General features: G+C 29.4%; 24 protein-coding genes. All 24 read right to left on the bottom strand.

Annotated elements, in window-relative coordinates; translation table 11 throughout:
* Positions 1–7 precede the first annotated feature (7 nt).
* Positions 8–1,162 (bottom strand): glycosyltransferase family 4 protein, encoded by a 1,155-nt coding sequence (locus BLP44_RS16555; RefSeq protein ID WP_066033577.1) that lies wholly within the window; start codon positions 1,160–1,162, stop codon positions 8–10.
* 10 nt (positions 1,163–1,172) lie between these two features.
* The gene (locus BLP44_RS16550; protein ID WP_091134588.1) at positions 1,173–2,126 is read right to left on the bottom strand and encodes a glycosyltransferase family 2 protein; all 954 of its coding nucleotides are present in this window, start codon (positions 2,124–2,126) and stop codon (positions 1,173–1,175) included.
* 45 nt (positions 2,127–2,171) lie between these two features.
* Positions 2,172–3,200, bottom strand: coding sequence for a glycosyltransferase (locus BLP44_RS16545; RefSeq protein WP_066033575.1), 1,029 nt, complete (start codon positions 3,198–3,200; stop codon positions 2,172–2,174).
* Positions 3,197–4,354, bottom strand: coding sequence for a glycosyltransferase family 4 protein (locus tag BLP44_RS16540; RefSeq protein WP_091134586.1), 1,158 nt, complete (start codon positions 4,352–4,354; stop codon positions 3,197–3,199). Before BLP44_RS16540 ends, BLP44_RS16545 begins: the two co-directional genes overlap by 4 nt.
* A gap of 6 nt (positions 4,355–4,360) precedes the next feature.
* Positions 4,361–5,251: a glycosyltransferase family 2 protein gene (locus BLP44_RS16535; RefSeq protein WP_091134584.1), complete on the bottom strand. Its 891-nt coding sequence runs from the start codon at positions 5,249–5,251 to the stop codon at positions 4,361–4,363.
* A gap of 3 nt (positions 5,252–5,254) precedes the next feature.
* Entirely contained in the window at positions 5,255–6,094 is an 840-nt protein-coding gene (locus BLP44_RS16530; RefSeq protein WP_066033572.1) for a glycosyltransferase family 2 protein, read from the bottom strand.
* Positions 6,087–7,022 (bottom strand): glycosyltransferase family 2 protein, encoded by a 936-nt coding sequence (locus tag BLP44_RS16525; protein WP_091134582.1) that lies wholly within the window; start codon positions 7,020–7,022, stop codon positions 6,087–6,089. The genes BLP44_RS16530 and BLP44_RS16525 overlap by 8 nt, the downstream gene beginning before the upstream one ends.
* Complete coding sequence (locus BLP44_RS16520) at positions 7,012–7,797, bottom strand: glycosyltransferase family 2 protein (RefSeq protein WP_066033571.1); 786 nt, start codon at positions 7,795–7,797, stop codon at positions 7,012–7,014. The genes BLP44_RS16525 and BLP44_RS16520 overlap by 11 nt, the downstream gene beginning before the upstream one ends.
* 1 nt (position 7,798) lies before the next feature.
* Entirely contained in the window at positions 7,799–8,491 is a 693-nt protein-coding gene (locus BLP44_RS16515; RefSeq protein ID WP_091134580.1) for a CatB-related O-acetyltransferase, read from the bottom strand.
* A 6-nt stretch (positions 8,492–8,497) separates the two neighbouring features.
* Positions 8,498–9,922 carry a class I SAM-dependent methyltransferase gene (locus BLP44_RS16510; protein ID WP_066033569.1) on the bottom strand — a complete coding sequence of 475 codons (1,425 nt, stop codon included), beginning with the start codon at positions 9,920–9,922 and terminating at the stop codon, positions 8,498–8,500.
* Between the two features lie 5 nt (positions 9,923–9,927).
* Positions 9,928–11,208, bottom strand: coding sequence for an ABC transporter ATP-binding protein (locus BLP44_RS16505; RefSeq protein ID WP_066033568.1), 1,281 nt, complete (start codon positions 11,206–11,208; stop codon positions 9,928–9,930).
* The gene (locus tag BLP44_RS16500; protein ID WP_091134578.1) at positions 11,209–12,075 is read right to left on the bottom strand and encodes an ABC transporter permease; all 867 of its coding nucleotides are present in this window, start codon (positions 12,073–12,075) and stop codon (positions 11,209–11,211) included.
* A 150-nt stretch (positions 12,076–12,225) separates the two neighbouring features.
* Positions 12,226–14,193 carry a polysaccharide biosynthesis protein gene (locus BLP44_RS16495; protein ID WP_091134576.1) on the bottom strand — a complete coding sequence of 656 codons (1,968 nt, stop codon included), beginning with the start codon at positions 14,191–14,193 and terminating at the stop codon, positions 12,226–12,228.
* An 85-nt stretch (positions 14,194–14,278) separates the two neighbouring features.
* Positions 14,279–15,163, bottom strand: a complete 885-nt coding sequence (rfbA, locus tag BLP44_RS16490; protein ID WP_091134574.1) for a glucose-1-phosphate thymidylyltransferase RfbA — start codon at positions 15,161–15,163, stop codon at positions 14,279–14,281.
* 47 nt (positions 15,164–15,210) lie between these two features.
* The gene (gene rfbD / locus BLP44_RS16485; RefSeq protein ID WP_091134572.1) at positions 15,211–16,056 is read right to left on the bottom strand and encodes a dTDP-4-dehydrorhamnose reductase; all 846 of its coding nucleotides are present in this window, start codon (positions 16,054–16,056) and stop codon (positions 15,211–15,213) included.
* Complete coding sequence (gene rfbC / locus BLP44_RS16480) at positions 16,056–16,604, bottom strand: dTDP-4-dehydrorhamnose 3,5-epimerase (protein ID WP_091134570.1); 549 nt, start codon at positions 16,602–16,604, stop codon at positions 16,056–16,058. Before rfbC ends, rfbD begins: the two co-directional genes overlap by 1 nt.
* 15 nt (positions 16,605–16,619) lie before the next feature.
* Positions 16,620–17,747, bottom strand: coding sequence for a DegT/DnrJ/EryC1/StrS family aminotransferase (locus BLP44_RS16475; protein ID WP_091134568.1), 1,128 nt, complete (start codon positions 17,745–17,747; stop codon positions 16,620–16,622).
* Positions 17,747–18,169, bottom strand: a complete 423-nt coding sequence (locus BLP44_RS16470) for a WxcM-like domain-containing protein (protein WP_091134566.1) — start codon at positions 18,167–18,169, stop codon at positions 17,747–17,749. The genes BLP44_RS16475 and BLP44_RS16470 overlap by 1 nt, the downstream gene beginning before the upstream one ends.
* The gene (locus tag BLP44_RS16465; RefSeq protein ID WP_091134564.1) at positions 18,159–19,130 is read right to left on the bottom strand and encodes an MraY family glycosyltransferase; all 972 of its coding nucleotides are present in this window, start codon (positions 19,128–19,130) and stop codon (positions 18,159–18,161) included. The genes BLP44_RS16470 and BLP44_RS16465 overlap by 11 nt, the downstream gene beginning before the upstream one ends.
* A 9-nt stretch (positions 19,131–19,139) precedes the next feature.
* Complete coding sequence (locus BLP44_RS16460) at positions 19,140–20,072, bottom strand: GDP-L-fucose synthase family protein (RefSeq protein WP_091134562.1); 933 nt, start codon at positions 20,070–20,072, stop codon at positions 19,140–19,142.
* Positions 20,073–20,111: 39 nt separating this feature from the next.
* Positions 20,112–21,230, bottom strand: coding sequence for a GDP-mannose 4,6-dehydratase (gmd, locus tag BLP44_RS16455; RefSeq protein WP_091134560.1), 1,119 nt, complete (start codon positions 21,228–21,230; stop codon positions 20,112–20,114).
* 15 nt (positions 21,231–21,245) lie between these two features.
* Complete coding sequence (locus BLP44_RS16450; protein ID WP_091134557.1) at positions 21,246–22,163, bottom strand: NAD-dependent epimerase/dehydratase family protein; 918 nt, start codon at positions 22,161–22,163, stop codon at positions 21,246–21,248.
* A complete protein-coding gene (locus BLP44_RS16445; RefSeq protein ID WP_091134556.1) occupies positions 22,164–23,366 on the bottom strand; it encodes a glycosyltransferase family 4 protein in 1,203 nt (400 codons plus the stop codon).
* 3 nt (positions 23,367–23,369) lie between these two features.
* Complete coding sequence (locus tag BLP44_RS16440; RefSeq protein ID WP_091134554.1) at positions 23,370–24,215, bottom strand: sugar nucleotide-binding protein; 846 nt, start codon at positions 24,213–24,215, stop codon at positions 23,370–23,372.
* Positions 24,216–24,218: the final 3 nt, after the last annotated feature.

Here is a 24,218-nt window from a genome sequence, read left to right as displayed (position 1 = left end):
ATTTATATTAATTTTTATTAAAAAGCACTTTCTCATACAATTTAACAATGCTTTTTTGGAGATGCTTTCTATTATAGTTTTCAGCAATAAAATTGGTATTGTATTCTTGAGCAGAAGTTCTCAACTCAATATTTTTAATTGCATTTTCAATTAATTTAGCAATTGCTAAATTATCTAAAGGTTGCTCAATTATAAAACCGTTTATACCATTTTTTATGACTTCTTCCGTGACGTTGCCTGGATTTGATTGGATAGGAAATGCTCCCATTCCCATTGATTCCAATAAAACATTGGGCATTCCGTCAGAAATACTATTTCCAACATGGATAATACTTTCCCCCATTATTTTCAATAGTTCTGCATTAGAAATAAACTTGTTTCTACTCAATATTTTAATGTCCAGAGAATTTAAAAAAGAGGATTCTTCAATTCGTTTTTTAACTTTCAAATCGGCGCTATAGACAACGATTTTTAAATCCTTCAACAAATTTGAAGAAACAAGTTCTAACGATTCAATTACTTTTATTGCTTTTCCCACACCATCTTCATAGCCTTTTATTAGAATAATGTTTCGGTCTGCGGTTTCTTTAATAAACTCTTTTTCAAAATAAATTCCTCCGTTACCTGGAAAAACTCCTAAAAAAGTATTTTTAAATCCATTTTCGCCAGCAATTTTATAATCTCTCTTACAGTCTGTGATTAAAAAATCTACTCTTGTCAAAAAAGATTCAACTTCATTTTTAGAAAGTCCAAGTTCTTGATAAGCATACATATCACTCCCCCATGAGGAATATATAAATTTTATATTATCCTTCTTTTCTAAAATATCTAATATTGGCATTCCAGCTAGCTTCATTTCAAAACAATGAACTATATCTGGCTTTAAATCTTCAATTATTTTTTCGAAAACAACTTTGGTATCTCGCTCCCGAATTTTTTGAATCATCTTATATAAACGAGGCATCTTACTCTTTAGACCTTGTCGAAATGGAAAGTTAAAGCGCTGTTTCCAACCTTTTATCTGATGAACCCAGTTTATTCTTTCAACCTTTGGACCTCCATCAGTAATATCAAACCAGTATATTTCATGACCAGAATCTTTCAATTGGTTTACCCATTGAAAAAAGTGATGATTGGGTATGGCAACCATTAAAATTTTCATCAAATAATAATTATAATTTTAATAATGGTTTAAAGCGCGTGTCACCACGTTTTATAAATTTAAAAATGAGATAAAAAAAATGAATTCGAAAAAATTGCATTTTTAATTTGATGGAATAAAGCAATCTTTCATGTTTAATAAAATCGATACATTTTTGACAACCTTCATATTTTTGTTGAGCCAGTCCCATTCTAAAGAAACCTAAAGTCATTTTTAAAATACATAATCTAACAGATTTTGAAGAAGTTAATTTTAATACTGTTCTTTTGGCTTCAAGATAGGACTCTAATCCGTAATCAATATTGCTGTAAAATGAGTTTGTAGATGAGCTTAAACCCATTCTATAAAGAATCAAAATTTCATTTATAATTGAAATTTTCTTTGGCTCAAATAATGCTCTCGCATACAAATCGTAATCTTCAAGAATATGCAAATCTTCTCTAATTGGCAAGTAAGGCTGTAATGATTCTTTTTTCCACATTGGAGCCACCATCATCATAGGAAAAGCACCTGAAACAAAATCTTCAAATAGATTCTGGTAGCTTATATTAGGGACTGTATCTAACAAAAATTCCTGTTTATCAAATTCCTGTTCAAATTCTTTTAATTTACAAACCACTAAATCTGAATCTTTAATGCTATTTATTTTAAGATTTAAATGATCTTGATGCATAATATCATCGCTATCAAAAAACTGTATATAGCTTCCTAAAGCTTTTTCGAAGGCAAAATTTCTACAAGAGCTAGGCCCTTTTGTTATATTATTAGGCCTAACAAAAAATTTAAATCTGTTGTCTTCTTCCTGATATTTTTTAAGAATTTCTACCGTATTATCAGTACTCCCATCATCTATGATAATACACTCCCATAAAGTATAAGTTTGATTCTTTATTGAATCTAATGTTTCGGCAATCAAATTTGCTCTATTAAAAATAGGCATGATTATGGAAATAATTGGCTCCATTATCTTATTATCTGCATTTATATTCTAGACTATTTTTATTTTTCTTTAGTACCAAAATGTTTTTAATTTCTCTTTTGAAATACCTTTTTTTCTTAAAGCATAATTGTAAAATTGTTTACTATAAAAAAGTTTTCTAAAGATCTTCTCTGTAAACAAATAACTAATAGGTCCTCTGGACAATTCTTTTAAATGTAAGTTTTCTACTTTTTTTTCTGTTATCTCCTTTAAATCATTAAATTTTTCGACCATCCAAGATTCTAGATGATTTCCTAAATGATAAGCTAAGTTTTCGTTTGTTGATAGCCTGTATCCGCCCATTTTTACTACGGGTAGATCTAAATAAAGGTACTCACTGTCTCCTCCTAATTTATAAACACTGTTTGTTTTTGGTATCACATCAAAAACTTCGCGTTTATAAGTTGCCACAAAATGAGAACATCCTAATACTGCAATAGTGCCATTTTTTGCTTTCAATGTACAAATTGAATCTTTAAATCTATCTTCTAGAGAAGACCATCCTAAACTTTGAGCAAATTTCTCCATAGCATCAGGATTTTTTACTGTTCTAAAATAGAGTTTTTTAGAGAAAAAATATTTAAACCAAATATTGGCTGTCAAATTTAATTGTTTTCTAAAAACAGGTACTGGGCAAACTGCTCCAGCTTGAGGAAAAGCTTTAAAAACTTCTAATATTTCAGTTTCCCAATTATTGCAAAATAGGACATCTCCGTCGGTAATAGTGATCAAACGTTCTGGAGCTGTACGCAATGCTTTTAAAATGCTATTTATTTTTCCAACGTTATTTTTCTCTATTATAAGTTCATCAATCAAATTGTCTCTTTGCAATTGAAGTAGCTTTGTATTTATAGCATCACAACAACCATCACTTATCACTGAAATCTTAATTTTTGTAATCGAAGTTTTTTGAATTGATAAAAGACAATAAGTGAAAATTATAAAAGCATCTTTATAATAACTTTCTTCATCAGGTATATACAATGGAATTATTACTCTGTGATGTGAATCTAATTCAGGTAATATTACATCTTTTGAAAGATTTTCTCCTTTTCTCATGATACGTCCATTACTTTTTCTATTACTCCTAAGTATCGTGCATTAATATTTTCTTTCGAAAAACGTGAAATATATCTGTCTCTAATTTCAATTGATAATTTTTCAGCCTGATCTGCATTAATATTTTTGATTTTCACCATTTCTTCATATAAATCTTCTACTGTATTATCAAACCATGAAATATTAATTCCGTCGAATCGCTCCTCCATTGCACCTGTTTTCGCTGACAAAATTAATCTTGCACTTGCCATAGCTTCGATACCTGTTAAAGGACCTGTTTCAAAATCGTAATGTGAAATTATGATACAATCTGCCTGTTTAAAAAAATCAGCTGTTTTATGATTTCGTATAAATCCTGTAAAAATAACATTGACATTGTTTTTTGCTAGATTTTTCAGATTATCGTATTCAGATCCTTCACCAATAATAATTAATTTATCGTTGTCGGAAATCTTTAAAAAAGCTTTTATAAGGACATCGATATTCTTTTCCTTTTCTAAACGTGCGATGGTTAAAAATGTTTTTACCTTATTTTTTACTACCGAAATTTTCAATAATTCTTCTTCATTAAAAGCACATTGATCAATTACTGTATAGTTATGCGTATTTATTTTAACACCATTTGCATTACTTTCTGAATGATGAATATATAAATCAACATAATTTAAATAATCATAATTCTGATAATTTAAAATTTTGCCTGTTGTTCTAAAAACAAATTTGATTTTATTATCATGACAAATTTCTATAACTTCTTTTACGTAATTCGATGATAACTGGCCAAAAAAAACAACCAAATTATATTTAGGAATCAGGGTATTTAAAACCTCTAAAACTTTACCATCATAACTACAATGCTTTTTTGCCCATTCGTTATTGGCATAATCTGAAACTGATCCCTTACAATTGTTCTTTAAATAACTAATAAAGGCTAGAAATTTAATCCACAAAAAGTTTTTAAATACTTTGCTTTTTAAAGAAAAAACGGGAAGACTTTTACTGAAATCTAAAACCTGACTATTTTTTGAAATAGTCACTGTAGAACATACCTCAACTTCATGTTTTGATGATAGGACATTAGAAACAAAACCTACTTCTAGCTCTCTTCCTCCAAAATCTGTAATTGGGCCTATTATAAGTATTTTTGATTTCAATTCTTCTTATTTTAGTAACATTCTTTTTAGATCTAAAACTAAGTTAAAACCTAGTTTAGATTTAAATCCAAACATTAGCGTTTTATAAATTATAAATAAAATTCGATACCCATTCACGACTTTAGAATAACGTATTAAATTTAAATATGCTTTATACAAATAAAGTTTTAATTCGAATATATGTAGAGCTTTCAAATTCTGATAAATAAGTTCCCAACTCACCAGAAGTTTGTCTAATTCTGATTTTTTAAATAAAGAACTGGTATTTTCATCATGAATTCTATACCCAGCATAAGTTTCAGAAACCATTATTATTTCAGGATTTCCTTTCAATATGCCTGATAAAAAAACAGCATCATCATTAGGACTGTCTATCCATTGAATATTACCAATTAAAACTTTAGGAATTAACCACGATCCTGTGGCAATAAAACCTCCATTAACTGATAATTTCCGAATTAATTTTCGGGCATCTATTTTCTCTTCTTCAAATATGTTATTATATGGAAAATTATAACTTTCATTTAATTCATTTTTAAACTTTTTCCATTTTGTAATAGAAATTGTTTCTTTACTGTTTGCACTTTCCAACAATGAAACCTGCGTTTCAATTTTTTTCAAAAACAACAAATCGTCATAGTCTAAAAATTGAATATATTTTCCTTTAGCAGCTAATAGTGCTTCATTTCTCGCATTATGTCGACCAGGTTTTGTTTTTAAATAAATAAGTCTTGGGTCATTTATATTTAAAAAATCCTTACAAGTTTGAATTTCCAATTCGCCATTGCAGGCTATAATTACTTCAATATGGCTATATGATTGCAATAATGCACTTTCTACACAACTTTTAAAATAATCTATAGTTTTGTGAACGGGAATTATTATCGAGACTAACATTATTTAATATAAATCATTCTTATTATTAAAAATTGTAAAACCCAAAAAAGTATTTAAAAAGACATCAATAACAAATTTTTTGCTTTTAAGTTTTCGCCTGTAATCGTTTCTAGTGTGTTCTAAATCATTGTTTAATTCTATTGAGGAGCCTAATTGGTTTACAAAAAAATCAGCGTGTTTGATGTTTAGGTATTTATACAAATACTTTTCTTTATCAGGATCCAGACTTTTTATCATTGAACTGGATTTTATTCTATAATAAAACCCATGGTAATCAATACGTTTTACATTTCCATCATTCTTAAGCATTGAAATCCAAAATTCCCAATCTTCAAGTCCGTAAATCATATTAGTATCATATCCTCCTGCCAATTCCCATTCTTTCTTTTTATACAATGCAGTACAAAAAATCATATTTTTTTTACTTAGATTATATAATGAAAATGGCTTCAATATCCAATCTCCAACCTCATCACCAAATTTTTCTGCTTTACAGTAAACTACTTTTAATGAAGAATCCTTTTGAAATTCGTATAAAGCTAATTTTAAATAATTGTGTCCAATTTTATCATCTGCATCTAAAGGCAAAATAAATTCTCCTTTGGCGACAGTTATCCCTGCATTTCTTGCACTACTTAGTCCGCCGTTATTCTTGCTTACATATTTAAAACGGAAATCTTTATCTAACCATTTCTGGGCAATTTCATTGATATTATCGTTACTTCCATCATTTACTATAATACATTCCCAATTTTCATATGTTTGATTAAGCACTGAAGTAAGCGCTTCACTTAAATATTGAGCTTGATTATAACAGGGAACTATGATGGAAATCTTATACATTCAATAAATAAATTAAAGATCTCTTAGTAATCTTTGTTGGTAACATGAGATTTAATAATAAATAAATAAAACTTATTTTAGACTTTGATAAATATTTTGTGTTCCTTTTAATCCAAATAGCCATTTCTGATTTTGTAAAAAGATTTCTTTTATAAATAATTTTAAACCTTAATTTTAGCTCCTCTTCAATATCTTTTTTATAATTTGGAAAAAGTTGTAACAAATCAAAAAAAGCATTTGGAATTTTGTTTAAAGCTAATTTATCAGCTGATGTTGCTGAACTTTCATGAACTCTATATTTTGCTAATATATGGTCTGAAGAATAAAACACACAATTAGACATAAGCAATTTTAGCCACAGATGATAATCTTCTACGTTCTGAATATCTAAAATTTCAGAAAAGCCTCCAACATTAATTACCTTTTCTTTTTTTACCAAGACGGTCAAGATCGGAATTCTATTTTCCTTTAAAAATAATTTTAAAGAAGTTTTATCATAAAAAACTGAGGTAGGAATGTTCATTTTTTTAGAAATATCAGATACTTCATTATCATTAAAAAAATAAGAATCAGCAAAAACTAAGTCGGCATTTCTCTTTTGTATCTCTAAAATCTGAACATCTAATTTTTCAGGTAGCCATATGTCATCTGCATCAAGAAATGCAAGATATATTCCCTTTGATTTTGAAATACCAAGATTCCTTGCCTTTCCTTGCCTACCATTTTTCTGATATATATATATTATTCTTTTGTCCTTTAATAATGCTTCTTTTACTATTTCTTCAGTTTTGTCATTTGAACCATCATTAATTATAATTAATTCCCAATTATTATATGTTTGATGAATAACCGAGTTTATTGCATCCGCAATATAACTTTCAGCATTATATGCAGGCATTATTACTGAAATTAATGCTTTATCTTCCATTAAATAATTTTATCTTATAATCTCTTAGTTTAAAAGCTAATCTTAATATCTTACTATCTTTAATTGTGGTTAGCAAACTAAAATAATTATTTTCTGTTTCAAATAAATAATGAGGAATCGTACTATCCCAAACCTTCTTCATTTCAATTTTATATTCTTCCATTCTCAAACTACTAATACCTGTTAGGTCATACTTAACAATAGGAAATAGTATAGGAAGAAATGTTTTCCCATTTATGTATAATTTTAAATAATAATGATAATCAGCTGCTAATTTATACTCCTCATTATATCCATGAAAATTTTGCAATGTCTCCGATAAAAAGAAGCAAGCTTGATGATTGATTACCATATATTGCAAATAAGATAATCGTAATTTAGATGGATAAATTACCGTTTTTTCTTTTAATACATCATCGATTTTAATTTGACCATAAAATACATCTGCATTATTGTTAATAATTATATCACTGCATAACTTCAATGTATTTAATGAAAGAAAGCAGTCCCCACTATTCATAAATGAAATATATTTTCCACTAGCAATCTTAATTCCCTTATTCATAGCATTATAAATACCTGAATCATTCTCACTTATCCAATAATCAATTTTATTCTTTTTATTTTCAATGTATTCTACGCTACCATCAGTCGATCCTCCATCGATAATTATATACTCAAAATCCTGCCAAGTCTGATTGATAACACTTTCAACTGTCTTTTTTAGACCTTCAAGGTTATTATAGTTAATAGTTATAATTGATATTAGTGCCATTTCAAATAAATTTATTTAAAAACTCATCTACTTCAAAAAAGTATTTCTCCACTAAACTCAAATCTTCCTTTGAAAAATCCCACCACTTAATTTTCAAAAGTTGCTCAATCTTAGCATCATCAAATCTATATTTTATTATTTTGACCGGATTTCCAACTGCAATTGCATACGCAGGGATGTCTTTAGATATAATTGCGCCAGCACCTATTACAGCACCATCGCCAATTTTTACACCATCTAGGATAGTGACATTCATTCCTATAAAAACATCGTTACCAATTACAATATTTTTTGTTTCTTTAATTTTATCAACTTCACTTAATGTGGTACCATTTTGTTTTTGTGTTGAGTAAAACATAGGATGTGTTGATAAGCCGTTAGTAGGATGTATTCCCCAGCCAGAAAGTAAATTTGGGCCTATTGAACAAAACTTGCCTATTGTAGTATTATTAAGAATCACATTATTTGCGATATATGTGTATTCTCCAACATTTGAATTCACAAGTCTGTAAGGTGTATATAACTTAACATTCTCATCTAAAATACTATTGTGAATCTGTTCTTTTTCTTTTAATTCTATATCATTAAAGAGTAATTTATAAATATTTGAATTAACTCCATAGACAGCTATTATAGTTTTTTTTATAACAAAATCTAAAAAGGAAATAATTTTATTTTTAATTACTTTTTTCATTTACCTCTATTTAATTTTTCCCACAAAAACAATTCTGTTTTCTTCTAATTGTTCTTCAATGATCAAACTGAAAGACTTTATAAACTCATCTCTAAACCATTCAATAGTGTACCATTCAGGCAATACTTGTTTTATTTTTGTTTCAATACTCCATAGCCCTAGAGGCATAAATTCTACTATCACATATTTATTGGAAAACATAATAAGTCTTTCAAAAATTGCTGCTAAAGAAAATTTACCAGTTAATATTAAATGATGTGTTACAGCCAAAGAAACAGCCAAATCGGACTTTAGCCTTTTAGAAGTTCCTAATAAATCAGGTGTAAACATGAAATTTAATAAAAGAGGCGTAACATTATTAACATTTAATTTCTTACTATTTAAATATGCTTCATTTATAGCATTTTCATCATAATCAACTAAAATAATTTTTTTTAGATTCATTTCTTTAGACAATAAAAAAGAAAAATAACCTTCATTACCTGCTAAATCGATAACTGTTTCAACATCTCTCAATTCATTGATAATTTCTAATAATCTTTTAAATCTATAAGAGTAATTAACATTTTCAATATCATTGTAAAACTTACCATGGTAACCTTTCCATTGACTATCTACGATAGATTTTGAAAGTAAATCTATATTGTTCTTTATTTCCTTTTTTGGAAAGTTATCTGTTAGTCTATTTACTTTTAGATCATATCTAAAAAGTTTACTTTTTTTATTAAAAATAATTTTTAATATCTTGTTTGTAGCTTTTACAAGAAAGCTTACAATGGTAATATGTTTTCTTGATGAAAATAATACCTTTTTTCTAAAAGAAAAATTGTATCTATCAACTAATAGTAATTTATACAATCCTGATTCTTCTATATTTTGATAAGGAATTGTGAACATTCTATGAAAATTACTTTCCAATAATTTTCTAACAATCAGAAGTTCATTTTTACTCCAAAATAATAGCGGGATAAAAAACGAATTTAAAAATTCCTCGTAAGCAATCCAATGATTTTTAGATCTGATTACATCTATACTTCCAATATCTACAAAAACAGGCTTATTGTTATTAAATAAGACATTTAAGGTATGAGCATCCTTTAATTCGTACCCATATTTATTACAAATGTCATTAATTTCTAACACCATTAAGGCAGCATCCTTAAACATTTGAAAGGTCCATTCATGTTGCAAACTTTCAACTAGTCGTTCATGTTCTAAAATAAGTTGTTTACTTTCTGGAAATTCGTCTGATACAAAGGTTTGAGGTATTAACTCTTTTTTGGCTAACTCTTTAAACATATCTGAGTTAAGCAATTCCAAACAAGTATTTTGTTTTTCTTTTGATATCTGTCTGAAAACTCTATTATTATAAAAAAAAACTCTGCCAAAATCATCTATCATTGACTTATGAGAGTATTGAATATTATCCATTTAATTTATTTTAACTGTGACCACTTATGTTTATAATATACTCTTGATAATTCTGAATCTTGTAAATTTTTACCAGTATTAAAATAATCTGCGTTTTCTATAGTAAACTCAAAAGCGTTCGTTAAATAATCGATTAAAACATTCTCGCTGAAAACTGCTATATTCAAATAATAATTATCAGGTTTAATATTTAAAGATTCCTCCAATTCACAAGAGATTTCTGATTCACTTTTATCAAGGCAAATAGCGAAATTTAATAAATTGGTATCAAATCTTAAATATCCTTCATCCATGAAATTATATATTCCAATAACAATTCTCACATTTTTTAAGCTGTCTTGTTTAAGCTGTTTTAACAATAAATTAATTGTAATCTTTTCTCCAAGAAAAAAGGTGTTCTTCTTTTCACCACTTGAAATCAGATTTAGACCTGAAACTCGATATTCTCCTGTTCCTTTTCTATTAAAATCTAAAAGTTTAGTGGTTATTTTTTGCGTTAAAGTTTGGTACTTTTTTAAACTTTCATCAATTCCTCCTTTAAAAATTACCTTTCCATGTTCCAAGACAATACCCTTAGTACATAAACTTTTTACAGCGGCCATATTATGACTAACAAATAATACCGTCCTACCTTCTCCTTTAGATATATCCTGCATTTTCCCAATTGCCTTTTTCTGAAATTCAGCATCTCCAACTGCCAAAACCTCATCAATTACTAAAATTTCAGGTTCTAAAAAAGCAGCCACAGCAAACGCTAAGCGAACTGTCATTCCAGAGCTATATCGTTTTACTGGCGTGTCAATATAACGTTCGCAACCAGAGAACTCAATAATTTCATCTATTTTTGAAGCGATTTCCTTTTTAGTCATTCCTAAAATAGCGCCATTTAAATAGATATTTTCACGTCCTGTCATCTCACCATGAAAACCAGTTCCAACTTCAAGAAGCGATGCAATTCGCCCACGAGATTTAATACTTCCTGTAGTTGGTGCAGTAACCTTAGATAATATTTTTAAAAGTGTAGACTTACCTGCACCATTTTTTCCTATAATCCCTAAAACTTCTCCACGTTCAACTTCAAAATTAATATCCTGCAAAGCCCACACATATTCTGAAGTTCCTTTAGTTGAGCGATCATTTACATCTCCTATTTTTAAATATGGATTTTCTTTTCCACGAATCTTATACCACCAGCGATTTAAATCGTGTTTTATTGTTCCTGTTCCGACTTCACCTAAACGATATTGTTTTGAAATATTTTCGGCTTTTAATATTATATCTTTCATTTATACGGTATCTATAAAGCTTTTTTCTGTTCTATTAAAAACCAATAATCCAGCAAAAAAAACAGCTAATGTGAGTGCCATTGTATATACTAAACCTAAAATTGATATACTTCCAATATTTAAGAGCATATAACGAGAAGTTTCTATAACATATGCTAATGGATTGTATTCCACAATCCAGCCAAATTTTGGCAATTTGGCTTTTATTAACTCCATAGGATACATTACGGCAGAGATATACATCAGTAATTGAATTCCAAAACCAAGTAAATTATTCAAATCTCGATACTTTGTAACCATGGATGAAATAAGCATTCCAAGACCAAGTCCCAAAATTCCCATAAAAGCAATTAGGATAGGAAAGAACACTAATGAGCCATTTAAGCTTAAATCTGCTCCCTGAAAATAAAAGAAAATGTAAAATACAACAAATATGAAAAACTGGATTCCAAATTTGATCAAATTTGAAATTACTATTGACAATGGAGTTATGATTCTTGGAAAGTAAACTTTACCAAATATTGCGGCATTAGATTTAAAAGTATCCGAAGTTCCAGTCAAGCAAGATGTGAAGTAGTTCCATACCATGATTCCTGCTAGATTAAATAAGAATGGAGGAATGGCTCCTGTATCGATACCAGCAACCTTATTAAAGATAATCGTAAAAGTGATCGATGTAAATAAAGGTTGAATTAAATACCATAGTGGTCCTAAAACAGTTTGTTTATAAACTGTGATTATATCTCTTTTTACAAACAGAAATAATAAATCTCTATATCTCCAGACTTCTCTAAGGTTAAGTGAAAAGAATTTGTTTTTGGGTGTTATTTCAAACAGCCATTCATTAGAATTTGGGGTAGGGTTCATTTTTAATTACATCAATTTGTAATAGGTTGTATATACAAAAACTTTTTAAATTAACAAGATTTTTAAACTTTTTCGAAATTCTCTAAAATAGAAAAAGGCGTTTTAAAAAAAAACACCTTCTTAATATTAAAATTTTGCCCAAATGTAAAATTATTTATCGAGAACTTCAAAAGTAGAATTCATACTTTTAAATTCTGGAACAATTTTTTTCATCTTTGCTACTATATCATCATTTTCGTAAAAATCAGCAATGCCAATTAATTCATCAACATCATTATGAAGGGTTTCGTACTCATCTTGAATCTCTTGTGCAATCATGATCTTATTATGATATGTTGGAAGAGTTTTAGAAGTGTCATTCAATAATTCTTCATAAAGTTTTTCTCCAGGTCTTAGACCAACAATTTTAATTTTAATTTCTTTATCTGGTATAAAACCGGCCAATTTAATCATTTTTCGTGCTAAATCAATAATTCTAACGGGTTTACCCATATCAAAAATATAGATTTCTCCACCATTACCCATCGCACCTGCTTCCAATACCAATTGGCAAGCTTCTGGGATTGTCATGAAATAACGAATAATATCTTGATGTGTAATGGTTACTGGCCCTCCTTCTGCAATTTGTTTCGTAAATAAAGGAACAACGGATCCATTTGATCCTAGAACATTTCCAAAACGAGTCGTAATAAATTTCGTGCCTCCTTCAACATTCTCTCTTTGATTTTTTAAGAACAAAGATTGAACATATTTTTCAGCAATGCGTTTACTTGCGCCCATTACGTTACTTGGATTCACAGCCTTATCTGTAGAAACCATTACAAATTTCTTCACTCGATACTTACAAGCTAAATCTGCAAGGTTTTTAGTTCCTTTTATGTTAGTTTGAATTGCCTGAGCAGGGTTTTCTTCCATTAAAGGCACATGTTTATATGCAGCAGCATGAAAAACAACATGTGGATTATAATTTTTAAATACTTTCTCAAGTGCTTTCTTGCTTCGTACATCTGCAATTACAGCAACAATTTTTGTGCTGAAATTCATTGCTTGCGTTTCTAAGCACAAATTATGCAATGGAGTCTCAGCATGATCCAAAACAATAACATTTTTCGGATTGAAATTCAGAACCTGTCTTACAATCTCGCTTCCAATTGAACCAGCAGCGCCAGTAATTAAAATTGTTTTGTCTTTTAATTGTTTAGAAATTGATTTACTATCTAGAACTATAGGTTTTCTTTCCAATAAATCTTCAATCTGTATATTTTTTACTTTTTGAGAAATTTCTTTTTGGTTTTCCCAATCAGATATTAGTGGAACGGTATATACTCTGTAGTTAAACTCTAAACACTGATCAACAATAATAAGTTGCTCGTCTTTAGTCAAGCTTTTGTCAGCAATAATTACACCTTCTGCAGCGACAGAGCGCATAAGAGCTGGAAGCTTTTTTCTTAAAATTAAGATAGGCAGATCAAGCATACGTTTAGACGCATTCTGATTATTCTTATCTACAAATCCAACAATTTTAAATCGTGAAGGAGTTTCAAATTTTAAAGCATTAGCTACTGAAATTGCATTTGCATCTGTACCATAAATAACTGTTCGCACGAGCTTTGTTGTAGCTTTTTCTGAAAAATACATTTCAAAAGTCTGTTTTACAATTACACGATATAAAAACAAACCACAAAAAGACAAAACTAAATTAATAAAAAGGGCAGTATTTAGAAAAGCTTTATGTCCTGTGTACAATTCAAATACTAAATTCACAAATAAGAAAAACACTAAAACTGACATCTGTGAAAAAAGCAGTTTTATGGCATCTATATAGGAAGAGTGCCTAATAATTCCAGAATATGTTCTAAAAAGCCAAAAGAAAAATATATTGACCGTTATTAAACTGGCTACAAAATAAAAATCGTGCGATGTTATAATATATCCTATTGCGGTTCCATCAAAGAGCAAATAAGTGAATGAAAATGAAAAGAACAAAACCATTACATCAATTGCAACAATAATCCATCTCGGCAAATAACTCAAATTATTGATATTTGCCCTAAGATTTCTTGGAGAAAAGGTTTTATACAATAAAGAGGTTATATTATTTGGTTTTTCTGTATTCAATTTAGCTTTTTTTAAGTCAGTAAAATTTGAACTTTATACAAAAATACAAATTAAAGGTTTTAAATAATTACTTAATAGGTGTAAATTAAATTTTAACACCTCTTTTCTTTTGTTTCAAAAACTCCAATAGGTAAGTTCCATAACCTGATTTAAGTAGTGGTTGAGCCAATTCCTCAAGTTGAGCATCATCAATAAATCCTTGTCGCCAAGCAATTTCTTCGATACAACCAACTTTTAAACCTTGTCTTTCTTCTAAAACCTGAACAAATTGTCCAGCTTGCATTAAACTATTAAAAGTTCCTGTATCTAACCAAGCTGTTCCTCGGCTTAATATTCCTACTTTTAGTTTTCCTTTTTCTAAGTAAACCTTATTCACATCTGTAATTTCATATTCACCACGGGCGCTAGGCTTAATATTTTTGGCAATTTCAACAACAGAATTATCGTAGAAATAAAGTCCTGGAACGGCATAATTTGATTTTGGCTCTAAAGGTTTTTCTTCTATAGAAATGGCATTTTTATTTTCGTCAAATTCAACTACTCCATATCTTTCTGGATCTGCAACATGATAAGCAAAAACTACTCCTCCTTCTGGATCAGCATTATCTTTTAAAAGTTGTTGCATATTAGTTCCAAAGAAAATATTGTCTCCGAGTACTAATGCCACCTTATCTTTACCAATAAATTCTTCGCCTATTACAAAAGCCTGTGCCAAACCATTCGGATCTGGCTGTTCTGCATAGCTAAATTTACAACCAATTGTGCTTCCATCACCTAAAAGTTTCTTGAAATGAGGTAAATCATGAGGGGTAGAGATAATTAAGATCTCATTGATTCCGGCCATCATTAAAGTAGATAATGGATAATAAATCATAGGTTTATCGTAAACAGGCATTAATTGTTTACTTACAGCTAATGTTAATGGATGCAATCTTGTGCCGGAACCTCCAGCTAATATAATTCCTTTCATAATCTTAATTTCAGATTTTTAACCTCAAAAATTCTAGTCTTAGATTTTTAAACAAACATTTTTTTTAAACTTTTTCTATAATCTGGAATATTCAGATTATAGACTGTTTTTATTTTTTCCTTATTTAATAATGAAAAGCTTGGTCTTTTTGCTGGAGTTGGGTAAGATGAAGATGGAATCCCTCCAACTTTACAATTATACCCTCCAAGCTCTTTAATGCTTAACGCAAATTCATACCAGCTGATTTCTCCTTCATTCGAATAATTATAAATCCCTGGAATCCATTTTGCAGATCCGATAATATCAATCATTGCTTGCGCAAGATCGGCAGCATAAGTTGGTGAACCAATCTGGTCATTTACCACATTAATTTCATATCTTTCCTGCATTAATCGTTGCATCGTTTTAACAAAATTATTTCCGAACGTGCTGTAAACCCAAGAAGTTCTAATAATAATTGATTCTGGGTTTTCTTTCAAACAAGCAATTTCACCAGCCAATTTACTTTCTCCATAAACATTTATAGGACTAGTTTCAGCTTCTTCATTTAAAGCTATAGACGAATCGCCATCAAAAACATAATCTGTCGAAATATGAATTAGTTTAGCGCTATTTTCTTTAGCATATTTTGCTATTAACTCTACTGCTAAATGATTTACTTTAAAAGCCAAATCTTTTTCTGATTCAGCTTTATCAACAGCTGTATAAGCACCGCAATTTAATATAATGTTTGGGTTAATTACTTCTAATTGAGATTGAAGTATTTCTAAATTATCTAATGTAATTTGAGTTCTATCTGCAAATACCCATTCATATTGAGTATGCAAAGGCGCTAAAACTGAAAGTTCAGATCCTAATTGTCCTGTGGCGCCAGTTACTAGAATTTTTTTCATTAAAATAAACTATTACAGTTTTCAATAAATGGCAAAATTTGATCTTTTTCCGAAACAATAGCCTCCTCAAGATTCATTCCCCAATCAATATTCAAAGATGGATCATCATATTTGATTCCTCCTTCAGAAGCTTTGTTATAAAATTGATCACATTTATACATAACCGAAGCAGTTTCACTAATAACAGAAAATCCGTGAGCAAATCCTTGAGGCACCAATAATTGTTTTTTATTCTCTGCTGATAGTAAAATGCTAAATGATTTCCCATAAGTTGGAGAATCTTTTCGTAGATCTACTGCAACATCAATAATTTCTCCTTCCAAAACACGAACTAATTTTGTCTGCGCAAAAGGAGGATTTTGGTAATGCAATCCTCTTAAAGTTCCTTTTTTTGAGAATGACTGATTATCCTGAACAAATTCAATGTTAATTCCTAAATCTTCAAGCTTAGTTTTACTATAGGATTCAAAAAAGTAGCCTCTTTCGTCTCCAAATACTGTTGGCTCTACAATTACCAAATCTTTTATAAATGTTTCTTCGATTTTCATTTTCTAATTTTATATTCATTTACAGAAATTAGTAATAACTTCTTTTATTCTACTTTTATCGGTATTAGTTAAATTTGATCCTGATGGCAAGCATAAGCCTCTTTCAAATAACTCTTCAGCAACTTTACTTCCATAATATGGGTATTTTTCAAAAATTGGCTGTAAATGCATTGGCTTCCATAATGGACGACTTTCGATATTGGCTTCATTAAAAGCAAGCCTTAACTTTTCTTTTTCTTCTTTTGTTTCTAGTAGTATTGTATTAAGCCAATAATTAGAAAAGAAATCATTGTTTAGATTATCAAAAAGTCTTACACTTTTAACTTCTTTAAAGGTTTCTTGATAAAACAAATGATTGTCTTGTCTTAAACTAATATTCTTTTCTAAGATTTTCATTTGTCCAAGACCAATCCCAGCGCAAATATTACTCATTCTATAATTGTAACCTATTTCGCTATGCTGGTAATGTATCGTTGAATCTTTTGATTGAGTAGCATAAAAAATTGCTTTCTCCTTGATCTCTTTAGACTTAGTTATTAATGCACCCCCGCTAGAAGTGGTGATAATTTTATTCCCATTAAAAGACAAAACGCCAAAAGTGCCAAAACTTCCACATTTTTTCCCTTTATAACTACTTCCAAGTGCTTCAGCGCTATCCTCAATAATTGGTATTTCATATTTATCAGCAATTGAATGTATTTCATCCACTCTATAAGGCATACCGTATAAATGAACCGCTATAATTGCTTTCGGTTTTTTTCCTTTCTCGATTCTATCTTTTATAGCGATCTCAAGATTTTTGGGACAAATATTCCAAGTATCTATTTCACTATCTACAAATATTGGAATTGCATTTTGATATAAAATTGGATTTGCCGAAGCTGCAAAAGTCATACTTTGGCAAATTACTTCGTCTCCATTTTTAACACCTAAGAGAATTAATGCTAAATGAATAGCAGACGTTCCTGAATTTGATGCTGCTACAAAATTTTCATTATTAAAATAATTCTGAAGTTCATCCTCAAATTCATCAACATTTGGTCCTCCAGAAGTAATCCAATTCGATTTTAAAGCTCTATCAATATATTCTTGCTCATAACCGCTTTCTTGAGATAATGACAAGTAAATTCTATTATCTTTCATTATTTGAATAACCAATAACTTGGTGGATAGCGAACATCATCATCGATTACATTTGCTAAAGGCAATGTAGAAAAGGATATTAATTTTGAATTCTCTTCAAGAGATTCTACTGCATTTGCATAACCGGCCGGTATGTGAACAATTTTGCTATCAGATTCTGTAACTAAAACAGTCTCAATAGCCAAATCTTTTGAAGGATTCTCCCAATTGTCAATTTTTATAAAATGAATTTTAAAAGACCCTGAAAGACAATAAAAATTTTTAGTATCTAATTTATGTCCTTGCCAAGCCCGAATTGGATTTTCTGTCGAATTACTTATAATATAAAACCTTTCAATATCTGTAAAGCTAAACTCATTCACATATGAGATACTTCCTCGATGATCTGAAAATTTTCCTCCCTGAATTATTTTAGGCTCCATGATTCAATCTTAAATTACTTTTGTTTAACAAATAAAATTTTGATGAATAAAGCAACATTAATGGTAAAATTACAATTAAGAATATAATCTCATCTTGAACTTTTTGATAAAGAAAAATCACTAAAAAAGAAGTTACTGTCTGAACTAAAGCATAAAAAAGAGATACTAACCGATGTTGGATTTTATATTCATTACTCAACACTTGATACAAGTGCAATCTATGTGCTTCAAAAATATTTTGTTTAAGGTAAAGTCTATGTAAAATTGTGCAAACTGCATCAACTCCATAAACTGCTAAAAACAATAACCAAATAAGCGATTCTGTTACTAGAATTAGTTTTACAACCAAATAAATTATCCAAAAAGCGATGGCAATACTTCCTACATCACCTGCAAAACATTTTGCTTTCTTTCTATAATTAAAAAATAGGAAAACTAAACTCGCAAGCATTGCATATTTTATAAACATTACATCAGTAAAAAGCTGAATTTTTATATTGACATACAATAATGATCCCATTACGACTAAAGTATACAGACCTGTAATACCATTAATACCATCCATAAAATTATATGCATTAATGAGTCCGATAGCTAAAACATATGCAATTACAACAACCCAAATAGGCATTAAATGAAACAAGTCTAGATCATAAAAAATTAATGTGATTGCTAGAAAATGAATAGATATTCGGATTTTATTTGATAAACTTTGAATATCGTCCCAAAAACTGACTAAACTAACTAAGGTTATTCCAGTAAAGAAAAAATAATTAGTTTGAATATGTTGCGCAAAATAAAGCAAAGCTGAAAACCAAAAAATTATTCCGCCGCCACGCAACGTGATTTCTGTATGGGAACTTCTTTGATTGGGTTTATCAATTATATTAAAATGATCTGCTACTTTAAAATAAAGTAGCATAATAATCATTAAAACAATTCCTAAAAGTGTATATTCCATTTTATGAAATTATTCCCAGTTAGTATCTTTTACTTCGTCATAAACTTTTTGAATACCTTCTTCTAAACTCATTTTAGCTTTCCATCCAAAACTGTTTAATTTTGAAACATCCATAAGTTTGCGTGGAGTTCCATCGGGTTTAGAAGTATCTGTTAGAATTTCTCCTTCGAAACCAACTATTTTTTTTACTAAAATAGCCAAATCTAAAATTGATATATCTTCGCCCACGCCAATATTCACTAATCCCTGTTCATTATAATTTTCCATTAAATACAAACAAGCCTCTGCAAGATCGTCTGCATGTAAAAACTCTCTTTTCGGACTTCCTGTTCCCCAAATAGTAACAGAAGCTTCATTATTGCGTTTTGCAGTAATAAATTTTCTTAGCATTGCTGGAAGAACATGAGAGTTTTTTAAATCATAATTATCATTAGGGCCATATAGATTTGTAGGCATAACAGAAATAAAATTACAGCCAAACTGGTCTCTGTAAGCATCACACATTTTAATTCCTGCAATTTTTGCGATTGCATACGGTTCATTAGTTGGCTCTAATTCCCCTGTAAGCATATATTCTTCTTTTAAGGGCTGAGGAGCCATTTTAGGATAGATACAAGAAGACCCTAAAAACATCAATTTCTTAACATTGTTTAAGTAAGATTGATGAATGACATTATTTTGTATCATAAGATTCTCGTAAATGAAATCTCCTTTGTAAGTATTATTCGCGATAATTCCTCCAACTTTTGCCGCGGCTAAAAAAACATAATCTGGCTTTTCTTCAGCAAAGAAATCTGCAACAGCTTGTTGATTTCTCAAGTCCAATTCTGAAGAAGTCTTTAATACGAAATTTGTATATCCTTTAGCTTTTAATTGACGTAAAATAGCAGAACCTACCATTCCACGATGCCCAGCTATATATATTTTATCTTTTAAATTCATATTCTTAATTTCAAGAATAAATTATTCTGATTTCTTAACTTAATATCTTATTGCTGATCTTACTTCACTTAACATCTTTTCTCTTTTAACATAATCAAGATCAGACATCATCATTTCTTTAACTAATCCTGCCAAATCATATTTAGGAATCCATCCTAATTTTGTTTTTGATTTAGTAGGATCACCAATAAGTAAATCTACTTCAGTTGGACGGAAATATTGTGGGTCAACAGAAATTACTTGCTTGCCAATTTCTATTTGATAATTTGGATTACTGCAAGAAGCTACATAACCTTTTTCATCTACCCCTTCCCCTTTAAATTCAATATCTATTCCTACTTCAGCAAATGACATTCTAACGAAATCACGTACATAAGTAGTTTCTCCCATAGCAATTACATAATCTTCTGCGACATCTTGCTGAAGAATTCTCCACATAGCTTCTACATAATCTTTTGCGTGTCCCCAGTCTCGTTGAGCATCTAAATTACCTAAATATAAGCACTCTTGCTCTCCCAATGCAATAGCAGCAGTAGCCATTGTTATTTTACGAGTTACGAAAGTTTCTCCTCGACGTGGTGATTCATGGTTAAATAAAATACCATTACAAGCAAATATATCATAAGCTTCGCGATAATTTTTCGTGATCCAAAAACCGTAAATTTTTGCTACTCCATAAGGTGAACGTGGGTAAAAAGGTGAGTTCTCGTCATATAATCCTTTTTCATTTTTATTCGCAGCCAAACCACCATATAATTCAGATGTTGATGCTTGGTAAATTCGTGTTTTCTTTTCCAATCCTAAAATACGAATAGCTTCTAAAATTCTTAACGTGCCAATACCATCCACATTTGCAACATATTCTGGCAAATCAAAAGATACTTTCACATGACTCATTGCTCCCAAATTGTATATCTCATCAGGTTGTACTTCCTGAATAATACGAATTACATTTGTAGAATCAGTCAAATCTCCGTAATGTAATTTAAAGTTCACATGCGTTTCATGCTGATCTTGATAGATGTGATCAATACGTTGCGTGTTAAAAGAAGAAGCTCTTCTCTTTACACCATGAACCATGTATCCTTTTTCTAATAATAACTCTGCTAAATATGATCCATCCTGACCCGTAATACCTGTAATAAGTGCTACTCTCATTTTTTTAAATTTAATTTAAAAGTTGTAATTTGATTCTTTACTTACAAAACTTTTAATTGTTTTTTCGAGTCCTTCTTTAGCTGTAAATGGGAGCTTTTCAATTCCAATAGCTAATTTTATTTTTTTATTTGAAACCCTATAATTTTCAGTCAACTTTTGAATGGTTTCAGAATTTAATGGTAATTTGAGTAAATCTCCCACTTTTGCTAGACTGGTTATTAATCTTTTTGGAATTTTAACTAACTTACTTCTTTTGTTTAAAACAGACGACATTATCCCTACTACATCATTAGTAGATAAAACTTCATCGTCAGAAAAATTATAAACACCCGAAGGAATTTCTTTATTTTCAAGAATTTCTTTAATTAAGAAATTGAGATTATCAATACCTAAAAAAGATCTCTCATTGTTAAAAGACCCTAAAGGATAAGGGACTCCCTTTTTAACTAAATTAAAAAGTAAATTTAAATTCCCTTTGTTTCCAGGACCATGGATCATACAAGGTCTTATTATAAAAATTCGCTTCCCTTCAGGGAGCTTCTTTGCCAGAATATAGTTTTCTGCTTGCCTTTTAGACTCACCATATGGTGTCTGAGGTTTAGTATTTACATCTTCAAATAGTATATCTTGAACTCTGTCAGCTACAGCCTTTACGCTGCTAAAATAAATAAAATCTCTTATGTTACTTTCTAAAAATGCATCAAATAATTCTTTTGTTAAATTTGTATTTATTTCAAAATAACTTGTGGCATCACTTGTATTTTTTACATCGTGAGCTTTACCTGCTAAATGAATTATGGCATAGCCTTGCAACTTCTGTCTCCAGTCATTATTTCTAAGTGAAATACTATTGATTGAAAAATTAAAATTAGATAAATAACTAACTAAATTTTGTCCAACAAAGCCTGAAGCACCAGATATAAATATTTCCATTTAATTTTTTAATATTTCAAGAAGTTTATCTATTAATTTTTCTCTTTCAAATTCATTTTTAAAATATTTCAAAGCATTATCTTGCATTTGAACTCTTTCTTCTAAAGACAAATTATAAAATTTAATAACATTTTCCGCAAATGTTGATGCATCTTCTGCAGGTGAAGAAAAACCTGCTTTTGATTCCTGCACGATTTTTGCGCCTTCTCCATCTAATGAAGCTAAAATAGGTTTCCCACAAGCTAAATAAGATTGTAATTTAGAAGGGATCGTCAAAGAAAATATTTTATCTTTTTTTAATGAAACGATTAAAGCATCTGAGCAAGAAAAAAAACTGGGCATTGTATTAGCTGGAAATGAACCAAGAAAATAAAAATTAGATTCCAAATCTTTTTCCTTTACTTTATTTATATAATATTCTTTTTGACGTCCATCACCTAAAAAGACCCAATTTACTTCAACTTTCTTTTCTTTGACAATCTTTGCAGCCTCAATTAATGTATCGATACCTTGTGCTTCACCTAAATTACCTGCAAATAAAAGTTTAAAGCCTTTAGGCAACATAGATTCATAATCTAAAGTAGGAATTAAAGGTTTATATAATTTTTCAGCAGAATTAGGATAGTAAATAAGCTTTTCTTTAAAGTCTCCTTGTGAATTAATGTAACCTTCAAAGCCTTTTGATTGAACCAAAATCTTTTTTGCGTTGCTGTATATTGTCTTTGTAATTCTATTAAAAAAATTTAAAACAAATTTGTTTTTTATTCCACCCGCTGCAGACAAGCTTTCTGGCCATAAATCCTGAACCCAAAAATAAAATGGTATTTTCATTTTTCGACTTGCTACAATTGCAGGAATTCCAACGGTTACTGGCGAAGGTTCATAAACAAATATTTTATCGAACTTTTCTTTAATAAAAAAGATCTTTATACTACAAAAGAAAACAAATGAAATATAGTTCAACAATAATCTTGCACTTCCGTTTCCTCTTGAAAATATTTTAGATCTATAAATTTTAATTCCATTCCACTCTTCATCATTATTTTTCCAAAAAGAATAATCCTCAAAAAAATCTCCTTTTGGATAATTAGGAATAGCTGTTAAAATTGAAACTTCATGCCCTCTCTCTTTTAGTCCTAATGCTAAATCATTGATTTTAAAACTCTCAGGCCAAAAATATTGCGTAACAATTAATATTTTCATTAACTAGTTATAATCATAATTACCCCTATCTACCCATTGTTTCATTTCTAAAATCATTTCTTCATAAGGCACAGCCTCATAATCAAAATCATTTCTAGAACTTTTCATGCTTTTATCTACCTTATAATTAGTATTTTCTAAAACTGTTAATGAGTTATTTCGAAAAATTTTATTGAAGATTTTTAACAAACTAAATTTATCAATTTTATTTTTACCTGAAACAATTATTAAACCTTTTAAATCTTGTAAAATTGCCCTATTAATCACTTTTGCTAATTCTACAGTTGTAATTCCTGACCAAAAAGCTTGCGAATATCCGTTTACTTCATTCTTTTGATTCATAAACCAGTGAAATAGCCCTATACCCTCCTTATTTAATTCTGGTCCAATAATCGATGTTCTAATTGTCAAATCTTTTTCGTTAACAATTTCACCTAAAGCTTTTGATGTTGCATAAAAGCCTTGGCCATCTTTAAAATCTAATTCAGTATAGTCTCCTCTTTTTCCTGAAAAAACACAATCTGTACTAATACTAATTACTTTTGTCTTGGTGTTTTTAGTAATTGACTCCAATAAGTGAGGAAAATAACTATTAAACCATATTGCTTTTTCAGGGTGATCTTCTGCATCTTTATTTAAAATTCCAATACAATTTACTATTATGTCAAAATTTATATTGATAATTTTCTTTAATTCTTCAACATTGTAAACATCAAGGTTAAAGATTCTATCGGTCGTTTCTATATTTCTGGCAACTCCATAAACATCATATTCTCCTAAAGTTGGCAGCATTTTAAACAATATGTGTCCTGCCATTCCCTTAATACCAATTATTAATACTTTTTTCATCTG

This window comes from Flavobacterium anhuiense (genome assembly GCF_900101855.1).
Lineage (GTDB): Bacteria > Bacteroidota > Bacteroidia > Flavobacteriales > Flavobacteriaceae > Flavobacterium > Flavobacterium anhuiense.
This window is presented reverse-complemented; position numbering and strand designations above follow the sequence as displayed.

What these genes read in the sequence shown, in the direction of transcription:
- BLP44_RS16555 (WP_066033577.1), bottom strand. Translation starts at nt 1,162, where the DNA reads ATGAAAATTTTAATGGTTGCCATACCCAATCATCACTTTTTTCAATGG.
- BLP44_RS16550 (WP_091134588.1), bottom strand. Translation starts at nt 2,126, where the DNA reads ATGGAGCCAATTATTTCCATAATCATGCCTATTTTTAATAGAGCAAAT.
- BLP44_RS16545 (WP_066033575.1), bottom strand. Translation starts at nt 3,200, where the DNA reads ATGAGAAAAGGAGAAAATCTTTCAAAAGATGTAATATTACCTGAATTA.
- BLP44_RS16535 (WP_091134584.1), bottom strand. Translation starts at nt 5,251, where the DNA reads ATGTTAGTCTCGATAATAATTCCCGTTCACAAAACTATAGATTATTTT.
- BLP44_RS16530 (WP_066033572.1), bottom strand. Translation starts at nt 6,094, where the DNA reads ATGTATAAGATTTCCATCATAGTTCCCTGTTATAATCAAGCTCAATAT.
- BLP44_RS16525 (WP_091134582.1), bottom strand. Translation starts at nt 7,022, where the DNA reads ATGGAAGATAAAGCATTAATTTCAGTAATAATGCCTGCATATAATGCT.
- BLP44_RS16520 (WP_066033571.1), bottom strand. Translation starts at nt 7,797, where the DNA reads ATGGCACTAATATCAATTATAACTATTAACTATAATAACCTTGAAGGT.
- BLP44_RS16515 (WP_091134580.1), bottom strand. Translation starts at nt 8,491, where the DNA reads ATGAAAAAAGTAATTAAAAATAAAATTATTTCCTTTTTAGATTTTGTT.
- BLP44_RS16510 (WP_066033569.1), bottom strand. Translation starts at nt 9,922, where the DNA reads ATGGATAATATTCAATACTCTCATAAGTCAATGATAGATGATTTTGGC.
- BLP44_RS16505 (WP_066033568.1), bottom strand. Translation starts at nt 11,208, where the DNA reads ATGAAAGATATAATATTAAAAGCCGAAAATATTTCAAAACAATATCGT.
- BLP44_RS16500 (WP_091134578.1), bottom strand. Translation starts at nt 12,075, where the DNA reads ATGAACCCTACCCCAAATTCTAATGAATGGCTGTTTGAAATAACACCC.
- rfbA (WP_091134574.1), bottom strand. Translation starts at nt 15,163, where the DNA reads ATGAAAGGAATTATATTAGCTGGAGGTTCCGGCACAAGATTGCATCCA.
- rfbD (WP_091134572.1), bottom strand. Translation starts at nt 16,056, where the DNA reads ATGAAAAAAATTCTAGTAACTGGCGCCACAGGACAATTAGGATCTGAA.
- rfbC (WP_091134570.1), bottom strand. Translation starts at nt 16,604, where the DNA reads ATGAAAATCGAAGAAACATTTATAAAAGATTTGGTAATTGTAGAGCCA.
- BLP44_RS16475 (WP_091134568.1), bottom strand. Translation starts at nt 17,747, where the DNA reads ATGAAAGATAATAGAATTTACTTGTCATTATCTCAAGAAAGCGGTTAT.
- BLP44_RS16470 (WP_091134566.1), bottom strand. Translation starts at nt 18,169, where the DNA reads ATGGAGCCTAAAATAATTCAGGGAGGAAAATTTTCAGATCATCGAGGA.
- BLP44_RS16465 (WP_091134564.1), bottom strand. Translation starts at nt 19,130, where the DNA reads ATGGAATATACACTTTTAGGAATTGTTTTAATGATTATTATGCTACTT.
- BLP44_RS16460 (WP_091134562.1), bottom strand. Translation starts at nt 20,072, where the DNA reads ATGAATTTAAAAGATAAAATATATATAGCTGGGCATCGTGGAATGGTA.
- gmd (WP_091134560.1), bottom strand. Translation starts at nt 21,230, where the DNA reads ATGAGAGTAGCACTTATTACAGGTATTACGGGTCAGGATGGATCATAT.
- BLP44_RS16450 (WP_091134557.1), bottom strand. Translation starts at nt 22,163, where the DNA reads ATGGAAATATTTATATCTGGTGCTTCAGGCTTTGTTGGACAAAATTTA.
- BLP44_RS16445 (WP_091134556.1), bottom strand. Translation starts at nt 23,366, where the DNA reads ATGAAAATATTAATTGTTACGCAATATTTTTGGCCTGAGAGTTTTAAA.
- BLP44_RS16440 (WP_091134554.1), bottom strand. Translation starts at nt 24,215, where the DNA reads ATGAAAAAAGTATTAATAATTGGTATTAAGGGAATGGCAGGACACATA.